The sequence below is a fragment of the Enterobacter sp. KB-280D8 genome (assembly GCF_041399405.1).
GTDB classification, from domain to species: Bacteria; Pseudomonadota; Gammaproteobacteria; order Enterobacterales; family Enterobacteriaceae; genus Enterobacter; species Enterobacter cloacae_N.
The window spans coordinates 51,393-65,114 of record NZ_JBGKEC010000014.1; the positions used below are offsets into that span (position 1 = coordinate 51,393).

The following is a 13,722-nucleotide window of genomic DNA, read 5'->3' on the forward strand; positions in this document are numbered from 1 at the left end:
AATTCAGTAAATTTCAGGAAACGGCCATTCTTTCTTCTACAGCCTTACGACGATCCCACACGGGAGGTTGAGTGTTCATTTCGTCAACGTTGACACGAAGTAACGGAACACCGGCCATTTCAAACAGATGTTCGAGCCGTTTATCACGTGCAATGCGCTCATCTAGTTCATGACTTTTATCATCCAGCTCAATGGCGCAGACAATCTTGTTATTTTTTCTGGAGACCAGAACATAATCCACGGACATCGCATTAAACTGGGTAAAGAAACGCGCTCTTTCTTCAGCACTGAACGCCTCCTGCTCCGGTAACTTCAGGAAGCGCCCGGGACTCACCTGGCAAAATATCCGACAATATTGATCAAACCACGCTTCGAGCTTTTCCAGATATTGTCTTTCGGTCGGGGTTGTCATGTATTTTTTGTTTTCAAGAATGACATCTTCTTCCACCATTCCCCAGAACAGGTCCTCCTTCTCTTCCCAGCGAGAGTTTCTGTATTTAACGGCTGAATGTGGCGACGACGCGTGGGGACAAGTTGTTGGCTGAGCTTCGCTTCGGACAGTACGGTTCTTCGATGTGGACTGCAGAAAGGATTTTCGCTGACTTTTTCTGTGCTGCACTCCAACCCAGATGCCAGCACCAAAGCTGACAGCGACCCAGAACAAAACATCCATCATGTTTACCTCTTTTCTAACCGCACAGCACCATCGCCCGGGCGGGGTCAATGGAAATCAAGCCAGCCAGCAGTTCATCCATTTCAGGGGTGAGCCGGGATTTGTCGCTCTCGCTGCGACCAGCTTTCAGACGCAACAGCCGAAGACGGCGGGCAAGCACGTCAAACAACAGTCCAGGCTCCCAGTCACCGAGGGTCAGGTGCGGTGCACTAGCTGTGAGCTCACCGAGCAGGTGCAGGGCAAGCTCGTTGCGGCCGTACTGCTCTGCCACCCGTGCCATGAGTAAACGAATTAACCAGCGGCTTCGGGGTGAGGCCATGTCCGGACGATTCTGAAGCCAGGTCAGCGCTGCTTCCGGGCCATCGCGGTCACCTTTTTCCATCGCTTCCACTTCCAGCGCAGATATGTCATCCGTCTGGCCTCCGTTTGCCACCGCAGGCGCATCGGCAAACCCGGGCATCTCATCGTTAACCATTTCAGCAATCCAGTTCAGTGTCACCTCATCGGCCAACGGCGTGCCATCGTTCCAGGCAAGCGTCTCCAGGCCTGGCAGGCGTTTCAGTAACAGCCTCAGGTCGCTGAGTATGTACTCCGCCCAGTGCTCCCACGGCCCACCAGCCCGGCTCAGCCCCTGCCACAGATACCACTGCAAATCGAGCCAGAAGCGGTTACCGCCCTCAGAGAACATCACATCCACCTGCTCAACCAGTTCAGTCCAGCTCTGCTGCAGGTAGAGACGTTTAAGCTGGGCGCGGTAGTCAGCCTTTGGCGGCAGTAGGCGCGTCCGCCCGGCTGCATCAAGAGCCGGAAGTTGCGTCACCAGGTCCCAGCGGGCGGCCTTCATCATCCTGTGAGCGGCAAGCCAGCCCTGCGGCTGCTCAACCACCCAGCCGGACAGCACCCGCAGCTGACGGACCAGTTCCACTTCCGATTTGACAGCCACGGTTTCCGGTACATCAATGCCTGACGTCAGTGTGCTGTGGGTGCTTTCACCTGAGCCATCCGGTCCTGATGAAGCCACCGGTGTATCCAGCCCGCCGCTACCAGCCAGGCGGGTTTCCAGCCTGCGCAGCAAACCGGCAAAGTCAGGGCGTTCCGCATCCGGCAGCTGTTCCAGGGCCGTTTCCAGCAAGCACAGCGCGGCTGCTGTTCTGCCTGTCTCCTCACGCGTCACGTCCGGCCAGCGAGAGAATGTATCGAGCACTTTCTCACTGTTCAGCCAGTCGAGTGCGGCCAGTCTTGCGGTGCTGCGCTGTGGGTGGCAGTGCTGCCCCGCCTGCTCCAGCATGGCTGCCAGCAGCAGGATGCCATCCGTCAGACCGGTATCGCCATCGCGCTGCAGACGAGCCATGGTGTACCAGGTCACCACCCGGATGTCGCGGGCATGTTGGGTCAGAATGCTTTCCGCCAGGCGACAAAGCACCCCGGTATCGGTGCCGGAAAGCTTGTTGATCTCCTCGCGCATCAGCTGGAAATCATCCTCATAGGTCGGGTCATCCCCGGCTCCATTACCAGTCGGGAGTGGTGTCAGCCACGGCGACCACAGGGAGAGGCTTTCCCGGCTCTTAGCGAGCAGTGTGGTACGCTGGACCGCATCCGGAAGACACAGGGTCAGGAGCGTTTCTGCAGTCGCCATTTATTCGTCTCCGGCAAGGGTGAGTGAGCCGTCAGTCGCGCCCACGGAAAAAATAGTCTGTGGCAGACTGAAGCCCTGCAGTTCGAGCAGCGCCAATGGCCCGTTGCTAAGCTCACTGCGCATGATAAATTTCAGAGGATTACCGTCCGGCGTGATCCACACCAGTTGGGTACGGCTGCTGTCGAGCGGGGTGATAAGCGCCTTATCCAGCAAACGGATAAAGCCCCAGTTTCCCTGATTACTGGCATACAGGCGCATTTCTGTATTGACTGAGCGCCAGCTCAGATCCACACCGGGGTAATACGTATTGCCCGGCCAGGTGAAGCTCTGCCAGCTTTCCATCTGGTTGAAGTAATCCAGTTTCTGACCATCGAGCGTCAGCTGGGTGCGGGCCACATCGCGTGACGGTCGGGCCATCAGTTCGAAATGAACCCCGGCATCGCCCTGGGCAAAGACGATATCCGAGATATCGGCAAGCTTGTTGATGGCGGCAAGAAACGCCGGACTGATGCTCATTCCCTGACTGGCAGCCGGATCCACCACCCAGTGGTTGCCTTCCTGATGCAGCATGCCCCCGAGGTTGGTTTTGATAAATGCCGCGATACGCCCGGAGTCGCTGCGCAGGAACTGGGCCAGCAGTGGCAGTGAAGCATCGCTGCCGGTGGCCTTAAATGGATAGCGTCCGGCAAAGGCGGTGTTCCACTGCGAAACAATGGTGCTCTGCCAGCGGGCATTGAGGCTGCCTGCCGCCGGAGCCAGCACCTGACGCCAGGCCAGATCGAGCGGCTGCACAAACAGCGCCTGCCCGAAACCGTTCCACTCCTGCCCGAGACTTGCCGCTACCAGAGAGCCGTAGTCACGGGTGTCGGTCAGATCGATGGCTTTTCCCTGGAAAACAGTCTGGGCCAGCATCTGCGCCATCGCCTGCGGGTCAGGGGCGCTGGTCACCTGCTGCAGCTTGAGACGCACCTGGGTTACACGGGCAAGCCAGGACTGGAAGCTGAGGTTACCGTTTGAGCCGGTACCGTCCTTGCCGGCCATCAGCCCCGTAAGCGGCCCAAAGACGCCGTCCAGCGGCCCTTTCGGCCCCTGCGCCTGTTCAATAAACTGTTTTGCACTCTTCTGACGCTCCACCAGTTTTTTCGCCGAGTCCACCAGGGTGTCAGCCAGGGCTTCTCCTTTGGCCCCCGTCTGACCCTGCCAGGCAAGCGTATTCATCAGCGCCACCAGAGGTGACTGGCGCACATCCGCCAGCAGGTTCAGTTGCGCAATGGCCTCCGAAAGCGATGACGCTTCGTGCCACTGAATGCTGTTGGCCATGTTGAGCCAGGCGTTGCCAAAGTCAGTGAAGTAACGCTCAGTCAGGCGCTGTTTCAGCGCTTCCGGTGACACATCACTGCCCGGCTGATGGGTTTTGTCGGTCAGCACCCAGTCAATTTCATCACGGCGGGTCTTCACTACCTCATCAATCGCATCTTCAACCTGCTCTTCCCACGCCTGACGGGTGAACATCCCCGGCACCATCTCTTCCGAGGAGAACAGGGTTGACGCATCCGTATCGCCGGTCATGTCAGACAGGGTTAAATCCGGCCAGTTACGGGCAATACGCCCGAGCATCTCCTGGTACAGACCGCTTTCCGCGTTACGCTGACCAATCTGTTTGAGCAGGATCTGACGTACAGTGCCCACCAGTTCGCGGTCAGGAGAGATTTTCCACTCCGGGTGTGCCGGCAGGTTCTGCGCCCAGAAGCCGAGCAGCTTCGGCGCCTGGGTCTGCCACACGCTGTCCGGCACGCCGCTGCGGTGCGGCCAGGCCTTCAGCATATTGCCCGCCAGCCACTCCGCATCCGCTTTGTCTGGACGGGCCAGCATCAGGTAGCCTTTAAGCAGGCCATAGGTCTTCTGGGTGGCTGACGTTCGTGCGGTGCTTGCCGGAGGCAACTGCACGAAAGCGTTGAGCTGACGGTGAAGTTCGTCAGCCAGTGCATCACGCATCAGCGCCTGATTGTTACGGGCATACAATGGCCAGAGCAGCTTCAGCGTGTCGCTGTCCTGGTTCAGGCCAAAGCGGGTGTACCACGGCGCACCGTGCACTTCGCGGTTCTGCAGGCGGGCAATGGTCTGCTGCAGGGCTAACTGGTTACGCAGGCGATCCGACAGAGGCTGTTTAGTGTCAGCAGCAATCCGGGCCGTATCCTGAGCCAGCCAGATTTGGGTGCGGTTGACGGACAGGGACAGTAGCGTACCCGCGCCCCAGAGCAGTACCAGACCGAGCAGCACCATGCGCAGTACCTTTTGCCAGTGGAAACCGATTTTACGGGCATGCACCTGCAGGCTGTCGTTTTCGAGCGCCTGCCAGACCGGTGGTGAAAGGCGCGCATGCGGCACCGTTTCGGTCCCGGGCAATGCCGGACTGAACATCACCCCACGCAGACGGTATGGGGCTGGCCCTGACATCAGCGTGGTCAGCAGCGGGATCAGGGAGCGTCGCAACGAGCCGCGCAGGGCTTTAGACAGGCTCAACAGCCAGTGGTGCTGAGAGTTCTCCAGCAGCGCCGACACGCCTGGGGTTTGCAGGTCTGACGAGAGTGAGGTCAATGTCGAACGGACCTCTTCCGTTGTCGCACCTGGACCAAACAGCGCGCCGGCTGGAGGTACACCCACTCCGTCCTGGTCCCAGGAGCCTTCCCGGACAAGCCACAGCCAGACCGGCAGCTGCCAGCCCAACTGAGTATCGGTTTTCTGACGTACACGCACCAGCGTGTCCTGCTTCGCTGTATCGGGCAGTGCAGCCGTGTTCATCACCTGCACCACGCCATCCAGCGGACGCTGTGGTCGCACTGCTTTCAGCACGGACAGGAACTCATCATCCGGCACGCTTTCCGCCAGACCGCCGTAAATAAGCACAATCCCGTCACTTTCCTGCCAGTGATCGCCCTTAAGACCCGGCACAACCTTTTCGATATCACTGTCGGTCCCCTGTACCAGCAACAGGCGAACTTTGGCTTTCCAGCGACGGCGGTAGCGCAGGCGCAGATGATCGACCAGCGCCTCAGCCACAAACCGGGAGGTGTCCGCGTCGGTATGCTTTGCTTCAGGCTGGGATGCAGCAGCCTGCTGTCCGGAGGCGACCACATCCAGCTTTCCCTGTTTCTCACCGTTCTTAGCGAATACGGTTTCAAGCACCCAGCCGATAATCAATGCTGCCAGCATCAGCAGCAGGCTGATTATCACTATGCCGGTCGTACTGAATGGCCCTATGTTGAAGGTGTCCTTAACCCACTCCGGCCATAACAAGAGTGCGCCGCCAATGAGGCAGACAGACAGTGCGCCCAGAAGCAGCGCAAGCAGAAAAGTGGATGCGATTTTCATAACGGAGGAGAGCAATCCCTTGATAGTTATTCCGGGGTGACAATACAGAGTTGTCGGTTGTCTTCTGAAAGTTCGGTGACAATTAGCTGGGCTTCGCTGTCGCTCAAACACTGACGGGCAGCCAGCTGTAACGCCTGCCAGGGAGCGGCAACGCCCGCAAACCCGACAACCGTATCAATATGGGTAATTTTATCGGCTTTAAGCCCCGGGGCATGTGCCTCCCGGGCCTTGCTGAAGATATCGCCGGAGGCCATCTGGCCGCCGCTGGTCCAGGCCTGCTTCAGTGCAGTTTTTTCCAGCCCTGACCACATCATGACGCGCTCAAATGCCCGATCGAGATTGCCATCGCTACAGTTCTGCGGCCGGTGAACCCTGACTGACACATCCGGGATGTCCTTCAGGCGGCAGTTGGTCAGCAGTAACATGGAAATGGCCTCGCCACTGTCCTCTGGCGGATGTTCGTAAAGCTGAGCGCTGACCACCAGTAACGCAGCAGCACGGTCATAATGGCAGTCCAGCCAGTAGTCCAGGATTTCCAGCCCTGTCAGGTCGCGAATGCGTACCAGCGGATGGGACACGCTTTTTTGCAGGAGCGATGGCAGTGTCGAAAACTGTTCACCGGTATCTACCGACAGATAGCAGGTCAGCGTCGGCGGGAGCAACGACACCAGATTCTGTACGTGGGCGGTGATCTCCTGGAAGTAATGCGCTTCACGGTCAGCCATCTCTCCGGTGACGGCCAGCGCCCGGTGACGAACCGGATTGCCACCATTAACGGGCTCACAGGGCATCATCAGGGGCTTTTTAGCTAACACAGCCTCGTGCGTCACTGGACTGGCAGGCCCCAGCCCGTTAATCAGGACTTCGCCGATAAGCCAGGCAAAGCGCTGTCCGCGCGCAACGTCTGCACGGTAGCGTGCAGCAGTCGTGGCATTTTTCTGGTTGCAGCGCCCGCAAAGAAGGGCATATCCCAGATAGCGTCCGACAACCAGCAGGCCCCACAACACGACAGGCAATCCTGTTGCCAGCCCCCAGAAAGCGGCACCTGAGCGCTCGCCCTTCCAGAACAGGAATGTGGTCGCAACCCCTACCAACAACATCACAATGCCCAGGTGGAGCCAGCGTTTAAAACGCGGACGGGGCGGCAGTTTTTCCTGCGCGGGAATGCGCTCAAGTTCAACCGGCACGTTTACCCCACCAGAGCATTGGGCAGTGAGCTGATAAGCGTGCAGCCACAACCACACTTGTGGCCATGGAAGGCCACAGGAACACCACGATCGCGATAATTTGGGTTACCTTCGACAATAGTGGTATCACCATGCTCAGGGCAGGAAACTCGATCACCTTTACGGGCCACACCAATATCACCAAAAAACATGGTCGTTGAGCAGGACAATACGGCTCCACCGTGCGTGGTTCTGTCACCGAGACGAATAATTCCTTGCATCAGCATTCCTATTGTTACGCTTAGAATAATATAGAAACATTACTTCCACACACAATCTGAACGATCATCATTGTATGCACCTATGTTTTCAGAGAATTCAGAAACTTTTCCTTTTAATGATTTATAATCAAACTGATAAAAACGAGCACCTTGTGACATTACCGTATAATAACCATTGACTTTTCCGTTAAGCATTTCATTCCAATCGGTTGTAAAAGATGAGGGACGGTCAGCTGAATCTTGTTCTTCTGTTTTTACAAAAAGCAATGGAATAGCTGATTTCGAATACTCGTACTTAACATACCCAATATCCAATCCATCCTGAGATATTTGGAAGAATTTGACATTCGTCTTCCCTGCACTAAAACATCCTACAGTTTCACTCGCATGCGCCAAGAAACTGAGTGACATAGTAAATACCGACAAAATCGCAACTAATACTTTCATTAAGAAACCCCTAAAGCTGTAATTCTATCATTTATATAATTTAGCGCATCCTGACACTCAGCTTCGTAAAACCTTCACATCCAGAAAATTATTCTAATCTATTATTCACAGGGAATTCTTCCGGAATAACCATGTGATTTACCATCCACTAATTTTAAATAGACGAAATCACATTCAAGTCAAACAGTTCAAATCAGTTATACTTACTCTTGATGAATTGCTTAATAGATGCTGCATCTTTATATTTAAAATGCACTTCATCACCGTTGAACTCACCATCCATACCGTTTAACGCAGGATCCTATGTGATCACATCATTTAGAGTCAATAAATCATTAATGTATTTATAAGCATAGATTTGATAAGTATTCCCATTGATAGACTCAGCTTGATGCAATTGATGCCAAGAGATTAAAACAACAACGTTTTTTACATTGTGAATTTTCATAAAGAATACTGTGTCAACATTTGGAGTGTCACCATCCATTTCATATTTATCAACTTGAGTTTTTTTTGTTCCGGAATCGTAGTATAAACCGAGAGGGAAATCAGGATTTGATTCTCTCTGAAAGTAGATTGCTTTTTCGCCATCAATTTTAAACGGCCCTTGAACTACCTCACCTTGCCCATATAAAGACAATGAACAGAGTCCAAACAATAAGCTGCAAAGTATTTTAGGCAAAATACACTCCCCTTTGACTCACTCAAGTCGATGCTGATTTGAAATGTGAAATTCACTAACACCAAGAGTCACCATCAGACACAGTCAGCTATTTCTTTTTTTATCAAACTCAATTACGTGCCATTTACTGTTTTTCATAAAAAGTGGTTAGCGTCATAGTGCCTTATGTTAATACCATAACAATTAGTTGAATTGTTTGAGATATTCGATCCGCTTATTTGTTTTATCCAACAAGCATTTCTCATATATACTGGAAAATGCGGTCCCTGTTTTGGATTCATAAGTTTCATAATCACAACTTGCATCACGCATTTTTATCCATGCTAGTTGTGATTTTTTAAGGTATATATCACGTGATTCACTCTGTCCATACCCCCCCCCTTCTTTTTTATACTCCTGAATTTGTTGCTTATATACAGAATTCAGTTCAGCATCTGCTTTAGAATATGCATCTTTTATTTGCTCATAATTAACCCACTCACTTGGAGAGTCAGTTTTTGCAAATGAAGATGATATAAGCACAGCAAGTGTCAAATAAAAATATTTATTCCTCATGGTAATTCACCTTACCAATTGACCATTAGCCCCAACCCGAGTCGATGCTTAGTATACTGAAATCAATCGCCATATTTATTGTGTAAATAATTTTTTATCTTGCTCGCATTATCTAATTTATAGTTAGATATCTTTTCATTATCTTTTGTTTGAAAACCTGATAAATTTGGGTCCCTATCTGAATCCAAGAACAACTCATAACTTGAGTCTTTAGTAGCATTATATGCCTTTACTTCATAGTGATATGGATACTGGACACCATCAGTGAAATAATTAACATTCCAGCGCAGAAGAACAACCACATTTCTCTTGCCAGCAATTGTGGTAAAGAATACAGAGGAAACCTCAGCAGGAGCATCAGAGTAACTAAATGTATCAATTATTTTGTTAACCTTCCCGTTAACGGATAAATAACTTTGATAAAAATCAACATCTCTTTTATCTGGAGAGTTTTGAAAACAGATGACTCCATTATTAAATGCGCTATCTTTGAATGGTCCTTGAACCATGGCATTAGGATTATCACCACAAGCATAAACCAATGATGATACTAAAAGTATACTTAAGGCTATAACTTTAATTATAATACCTTTCATTTTAATCACCTTTACCTAACTCGTTCTCGATCAACTGGGCTTCGCCTTCACGGCGCCTTATCAAACCTCGCTGATTTGACCATAATCGCTTCATACTTCGTAGGCGACTCGGGATTTTAATTTCATTTCCAAGAGCAAAGTCATCTCGAATCTCTCTCATTTCTCGTCGGCTATCTATTGGATCATTTGGTTTAGGAAGTGCTAATGATGGACCACGATTTTAAATTAGTGATAGCATTGCACCCGCGCTATCCGGTGGTAGATTAATGGCCTGTGGATAAGCATCCACAACTTTCTGACAATGCCTTTGCTTTAGAACCATTGCCATATCTAAAGCTTTATCTTTAGTGATGGTTATATCTGCCAGTCCATGAACGATTGCCCTGGCATTATCACCTTTTTTCCCTATTGCGGTCAGCAATCTTTCAACTTGTGCATTTGAGTAATAAGCACTTAATAATTCGCGAGCTGATGATGTCGTCTGTTGCCCTAAATCATAACCATATCCGACAGTCACTCCGCTTGACTGTTCCCCACCAGGAACATAGGGTTTGGGAGCATATCCTTCCCAGGATAAAATGAATTCGGCTGATTTTTTTGATATCTGATACAAACCTAAAGTTGTATTGAAATCAATAGTATCACCATATTTTTCAGCAATTGCATTTAAAAATACCACAGGATGCATATGCCAGACAGGCGCACCACCACTTAATCCCTCGACCTTGCTCATCCATTCCATGTCGTCAAACCACTGTCTGACATAGCTGATGCACAGCGGATCCAGCTGCTTTAAAAACGTTCGCCAGCGGTGATGGTTACTGCCGCCAAACCATTCACTGTCGTGTTTGACAGTAAGCTGATAAGCGTACAGCCACAGAAACACCCAGAGCGCGGTAATTTGGGTTATCTTGGACGATAGTGGATTACCATGCTCTGAGCAGGAAACGCGGTCTTCTTTGAAAGCCACGCCGAGATAGCCAAAGATCATGGTTACAAAACAGAACAGGACTTCACTACGGTGGGCGTTTTTGTCACCGAGACAACATACTTTCCTTCTAGGAAGAATTTCAATGAGTATTAATCAAGACATTTGTTGTTACTGGCACCCAAGAGAGCTTCCTTTATCACACTGAAGCTTACTAATTAAATCAGAAAGTTTATCTACACCTTCACCCTTACAATTATAAGTATATTCTCTGTTATTTTTCAGATTGGTGACAGTAACTCCTTTAGTGCTCTCCCCATCTTCATAATTACTGAATACAGTATATTTGAAGTTATATTTTGTAAACGCTACATTTATATAGTCAGTTTGATAGCGCGAGTAATGATTATATAAAAAATCACTATAAGCGGGAGATGCAGATGAAAATGAAAACACCTTACCATTAGCATTTTTCATCTCATATACCAACTGATCGGAATTAGACTGCAAGGATAGTTCGCCCTTCGATGTTGAACATGAAAAATAATTCTCAGCACCCAATGCGAACGAAGACAAGGATAGCAATCCACTTATCAACAAGATACTATTTACTCTTTTCATAATTACTCCTCATTCTTAAATCGTATCCTTTCTGCCTCGGCCCATTATATCTCAAAGCAAAAGACAGCCAATCCTTATTTCTAATTGCATTCAAAAGTACAGAATCAGAATTGATGAAATTAACGAAAGCTGCCAATTGATTTTTTTCTGACTCTGAAATGGACTTAACAAACTCTTCTGGCGATGAATAACCTGCTGCTTTATAGTTTGAAGCAAGAATTTGAAACTTGCCCCACGATGTTGCCATTAACGCTGAACGCTTATCAAGCGCATACGCTTTTAAAAGCTTTAGGTATTGCTCTGAATTTTTACCGTACCCACCTGCATTTTTATTTGAAATATCCGATTGAGAATCGAATCTCCCACTTGTATATTTATGGAAATGATGCCTTTCAAACAAAATTGCTGGAACATAATCATCATGACTCTCAAATTTAAAATAACTGCCAGAACTGCCTGTCTCAGTATTAGCTACAGCTTTTATTGCAGCAACTTCGCATCTCAATTTATTTGCCGCCAATTCGTAATCTGATTCATCAATAACCTCGCCATTATAAAAATTAACGAAATCCAACGACACCAATTCACCATTAACTGGCGTTTTTGGAAGACTAAGGGCATTGATTGAACTTAAAAACACAACCGGATGCATATGCCATACAGGCTCACCGCTGCTGAATCCCTCCACCTTGCTCATCCATTCCATGTCGTCAAATCACTTTCTGACATAGCTGATGCACAGGGGATCCAGCTGCTTTAAAAATGTTCTCCAGCGATGATGGCTGCTGCCGCCAAACCACTCACTGTCGTGCTTCACCACCATTCGCGCCGCAATATCCCTGACATCCAGCTCCGCGTAATTAACTGCCTGGCGCAGTTCTTCACCGGAAAGGTCACAGTAGAGCCAGCAATAAGCACAATTATTCCCTTCATACATTCAGTTCAGTTCAGTTCAGTTCAGTTCAGTTCAGTTCAGTTCAGTTCAGTTCAAAATCGTCAGACTTAATCCAATATGACATCTTTTTCCCAGATGATGCTGTATATTCAATTTGATAAAACGAACCATCACCAGACATATCAGAAAGCTTAAACCTATCGCCCTTGATTAAATATGCCTTTAACATCCCTTGTTCATTGGGTTGAGAATATAAAGATGCTCTTTGAGTTAAAACAACACCATTCAACGATTTTCTTTTTGAGTAGTCTTCTCCTTCTGACATTAATTCCTGAGAGCTTTGTTTTCCATCTTTATAATAGACCCGTTTTACCTGCTGGCAATCAGCGCAAAAATCAGAGAACAGCAGAGTCCAAGGCTGTTCTGGTAAAGTCTTATACACGTCATTTATCCATGCCCCTTGGTCTCGATAGGAACTTACAACATGATCATTTATTGCTGTTACATTGCACAACTTCCCATCTTCGCCGGCAGCAGGATAATTTTCTATTTTATCATTTTGAATTTTAAAAATAACCGAACATTTATTAACATCACCCTCACTACTTAGGAAAAGATATTTACTATCATTTAACATTTTAACTTCAATGTTTGCATAACCCTTTTCTATGAATTTTTGAGAAGGTGCAGGTAACGTCATCCCATCACATACCTTAGTATTACAATCAGTTGTGTAACTATTCGCGCTTATATTGATTAAACTTAGTGCAGTAAGCATTATGATTTTTTTTAGTGACATTACTCCAAACCCCATTCTTTTTTAATTGCATCGAAATACCCCTGTCTTTCCGGTAAACCGTTTCGCCCACCATTGACTGCGAGAGTAATTAATTCAACATTATTCTTCTCATTATCAATCAAAATATTAATATCTCCCCTGGCATCATACTTTTTGTGAATACCACCATTATTACGCCAAAACCAGCAAGATGCCTTAATTGCATTACTCATCACCGAGGCAACCAACTCAGAATTAGCGACACAATCAACACCAGAGTAACCAGAGAAGCGTCGATAATTATTTTTCCATGTTAACTGAATCAGTCCCCTGCCTTTATAATGAGGACCGTCACCGACAACAGTATTTCCATTTTTAACGGCATCTTTATGCTGCCCTGGATCATAATTATGTCCAGAACCAAATTCTAAAGTTGTATCAAAATGCGCTGACTCATGCAAACATTGAGAAAGGAAATGTGCTTTATGATAGGCACCAATAATCCCATATGCAATTAATTGCTCATTAAATTCACTCACAAAACTTTGCTTATTAAACTCATAAACTTCAGGATAATTGTTTTTGAAATGGGTCGAAAATACCTTCCCGCCTCTTTTACCTGTAAACCAAGGATTAGTATGCCCTAATAATTTTTCGATCAGCTCAACAGTGACTTCGTACTCCGAAACTACGTTTATTGCATCCAAAAATACTACCGGATGCATATGCCAGACAGGCTCACCGCTGCTGAATCCGTCCACCTGACTCATCCATTCCATGTCGTCAAACCACTGTCTGACATAGCTGACACAGAGAGGATCCAGCTGCTTTAAAAACGTTCGCCAGCGGTGATGACTGCTGCCACCGAACCATTCACTGTCGTGTCTGACCACCATTCGCGCCGCAATATCTCTGATATCCAGCTCTGCATAATTAACCGCCTGGCGCAGTTCTGCACCGGAAAGGTCGCCACTGTTATCGCTGTCCATTTTCCGCAGCAGGGATTTATAGTAGTCAGAGACCTGTTTTTCCCGGATACCGCGTTCAGGGCGTACCCACTCCGCAATTCTGGTGAACCCGTCCTTGATCCAC

Annotated in this window: 15 protein-coding genes; all 15 read right to left on the minus strand. The window is 48.7% G+C overall.

The genetic code is table 11. The features are described from left to right. Positions 1-13: 13 nt before the first annotated feature. On the minus strand, positions 14-676 hold the full coding sequence (locus AB8818_RS21550; RefSeq protein WP_226857595.1) for a DUF2726 domain-containing protein: 663 nt from the start codon (positions 674-676) through the stop codon (positions 14-16). A 13-nt stretch (positions 677-689) separates the two neighbouring features. Next, the gene (tssA, locus tag AB8818_RS21555) at positions 690-2,309 is read right to left on the minus strand and encodes a type VI secretion system protein TssA (protein WP_192983255.1); all 1,620 of its coding nucleotides are present in this window, start codon (positions 2,307-2,309) and stop codon (positions 690-692) included. Beyond that, entirely contained in the window at positions 2,310-5,681 is a 3,372-nt protein-coding gene (locus AB8818_RS21560) for an ImcF-related family protein (protein WP_192983258.1), read from the minus strand. It lies immediately after the preceding gene. A 26-nt stretch (positions 5,682-5,707) separates the two neighbouring features. After that, a complete protein-coding gene (locus AB8818_RS21565) occupies positions 5,708-6,868 on the minus strand; it encodes a hypothetical protein (protein ID WP_192983260.1) in 1,161 nt (386 codons plus the stop codon). Between the two features lie 2 nt (positions 6,869-6,870). Next, the gene (locus AB8818_RS21570) at positions 6,871-7,128 is read right to left on the minus strand and encodes a PAAR domain-containing protein (protein ID WP_192983262.1); all 258 of its coding nucleotides are present in this window, start codon (positions 7,126-7,128) and stop codon (positions 6,871-6,873) included. Between the two features lie 39 nt (positions 7,129-7,167). Further along, complete coding sequence (locus AB8818_RS21575; RefSeq protein WP_192983264.1) at positions 7,168-7,575, minus strand: hypothetical protein; 408 nt, start codon at positions 7,573-7,575, stop codon at positions 7,168-7,170. Positions 7,576-7,876: 301 nt separating this feature from the next. Then, positions 7,877-8,257, minus strand: coding sequence for a hypothetical protein (locus AB8818_RS21580; RefSeq protein WP_371200010.1), 381 nt, complete (start codon positions 8,255-8,257; stop codon positions 7,877-7,879). A gap of 183 nt (positions 8,258-8,440) precedes the next feature. Beyond that, the gene (locus AB8818_RS21585) at positions 8,441-8,812 is read right to left on the minus strand and encodes a lysozyme inhibitor LprI family protein (RefSeq protein ID WP_192983266.1); all 372 of its coding nucleotides are present in this window, start codon (positions 8,810-8,812) and stop codon (positions 8,441-8,443) included. Positions 8,813-8,874: 62 nt separating this feature from the next. Further along, entirely contained in the window at positions 8,875-9,408 is a 534-nt protein-coding gene (locus AB8818_RS21590; RefSeq protein WP_192983268.1) for a hypothetical protein, read from the minus strand. A 220-nt stretch (positions 9,409-9,628) separates the two neighbouring features. After that, the gene (locus AB8818_RS21595; protein WP_192983270.1) at positions 9,629-10,399 is read right to left on the minus strand and encodes a pesticin C-terminus-like muramidase; all 771 of its coding nucleotides are present in this window, start codon (positions 10,397-10,399) and stop codon (positions 9,629-9,631) included. 108 nt (positions 10,400-10,507) lie between these two features. Further along, positions 10,508-10,957, minus strand: coding sequence for a hypothetical protein (locus AB8818_RS21600; RefSeq protein WP_192983272.1), 450 nt, complete (start codon positions 10,955-10,957; stop codon positions 10,508-10,510). Continuing rightward, entirely contained in the window at positions 10,941-11,654 is a 714-nt protein-coding gene (locus AB8818_RS21605) for an N-acetylmuramidase family protein (protein WP_192983275.1), read from the minus strand. The genes AB8818_RS21600 and AB8818_RS21605 overlap by 17 nt, the downstream gene beginning before the upstream one ends. Before the next feature lie 18 nt (positions 11,655-11,672). After that, positions 11,673-11,894: a hypothetical protein gene (locus AB8818_RS21610; protein WP_192983278.1), complete on the minus strand. Its 222-nt coding sequence runs from the start codon at positions 11,892-11,894 to the stop codon at positions 11,673-11,675. 40 nt (positions 11,895-11,934) lie between these two features. Then, positions 11,935-12,552: a hypothetical protein gene (locus AB8818_RS21615; protein WP_316387130.1), complete on the minus strand. Its 618-nt coding sequence runs from the start codon at positions 12,550-12,552 to the stop codon at positions 11,935-11,937. Between the two features lie 98 nt (positions 12,553-12,650). After that, positions 12,651-13,722, minus strand: a 1,072-nt coding sequence (locus AB8818_RS21620) for a glycoside hydrolase family 19 protein (RefSeq protein ID WP_371200011.1), incomplete at its 5' end; no start/stop codon positions are given.

Coding starts and splice junctions, on each gene's coding strand:
- AB8818_RS21550 (WP_226857595.1), bottom strand. CDS start 676: ATGATGGATGTTTTGTTCTGGGTCGCTGTCAGCTTTGGTGCTGGCATC.
- tssA (WP_192983255.1), bottom strand. CDS start 2,309: ATGGCGACTGCAGAAACGCTCCTGACCCTGTGTCTTCCGGATGCGGTC.
- AB8818_RS21560 (WP_192983258.1), bottom strand. CDS start 5,681: ATGAAAATCGCATCCACTTTTCTGCTTGCGCTGCTTCTGGGCGCACTG.
- AB8818_RS21570 (WP_192983262.1), bottom strand. CDS start 7,128: ATGCAAGGAATTATTCGTCTCGGTGACAGAACCACGCACGGTGGAGCC.
- AB8818_RS21575 (WP_192983264.1), bottom strand. CDS start 7,575: ATGAAAGTATTAGTTGCGATTTTGTCGGTATTTACTATGTCACTCAGT.
- AB8818_RS21585 (WP_192983266.1), bottom strand. CDS start 8,812: ATGAGGAATAAATATTTTTATTTGACACTTGCTGTGCTTATATCATCT.
- AB8818_RS21590 (WP_192983268.1), bottom strand. CDS start 9,408: ATGAAAGGTATTATAATTAAAGTTATAGCCTTAAGTATACTTTTAGTA.
- AB8818_RS21595 (WP_192983270.1), bottom strand. CDS start 10,399: ATGATCTTTGGCTATCTCGGCGTGGCTTTCAAAGAAGACCGCGTTTCC.
- AB8818_RS21600 (WP_192983272.1), bottom strand. CDS start 10,957: ATGAAAAGAGTAAATAGTATCTTGTTGATAAGTGGATTGCTATCCTTG.
- AB8818_RS21605 (WP_192983275.1), bottom strand. CDS start 11,654: ATGAGCAAGGTGGAGGGATTCAGCAGCGGTGAGCCTGTATGGCATATG.
- AB8818_RS21610 (WP_192983278.1), bottom strand. CDS start 11,894: ATGTATGAAGGGAATAATTGTGCTTATTGCTGGCTCTACTGTGACCTT.
- AB8818_RS21615 (WP_316387130.1), bottom strand. CDS start 12,552: ATGACGTTACCTGCACCTTCTCAAAAATTCATAGAAAAGGGTTATGCA.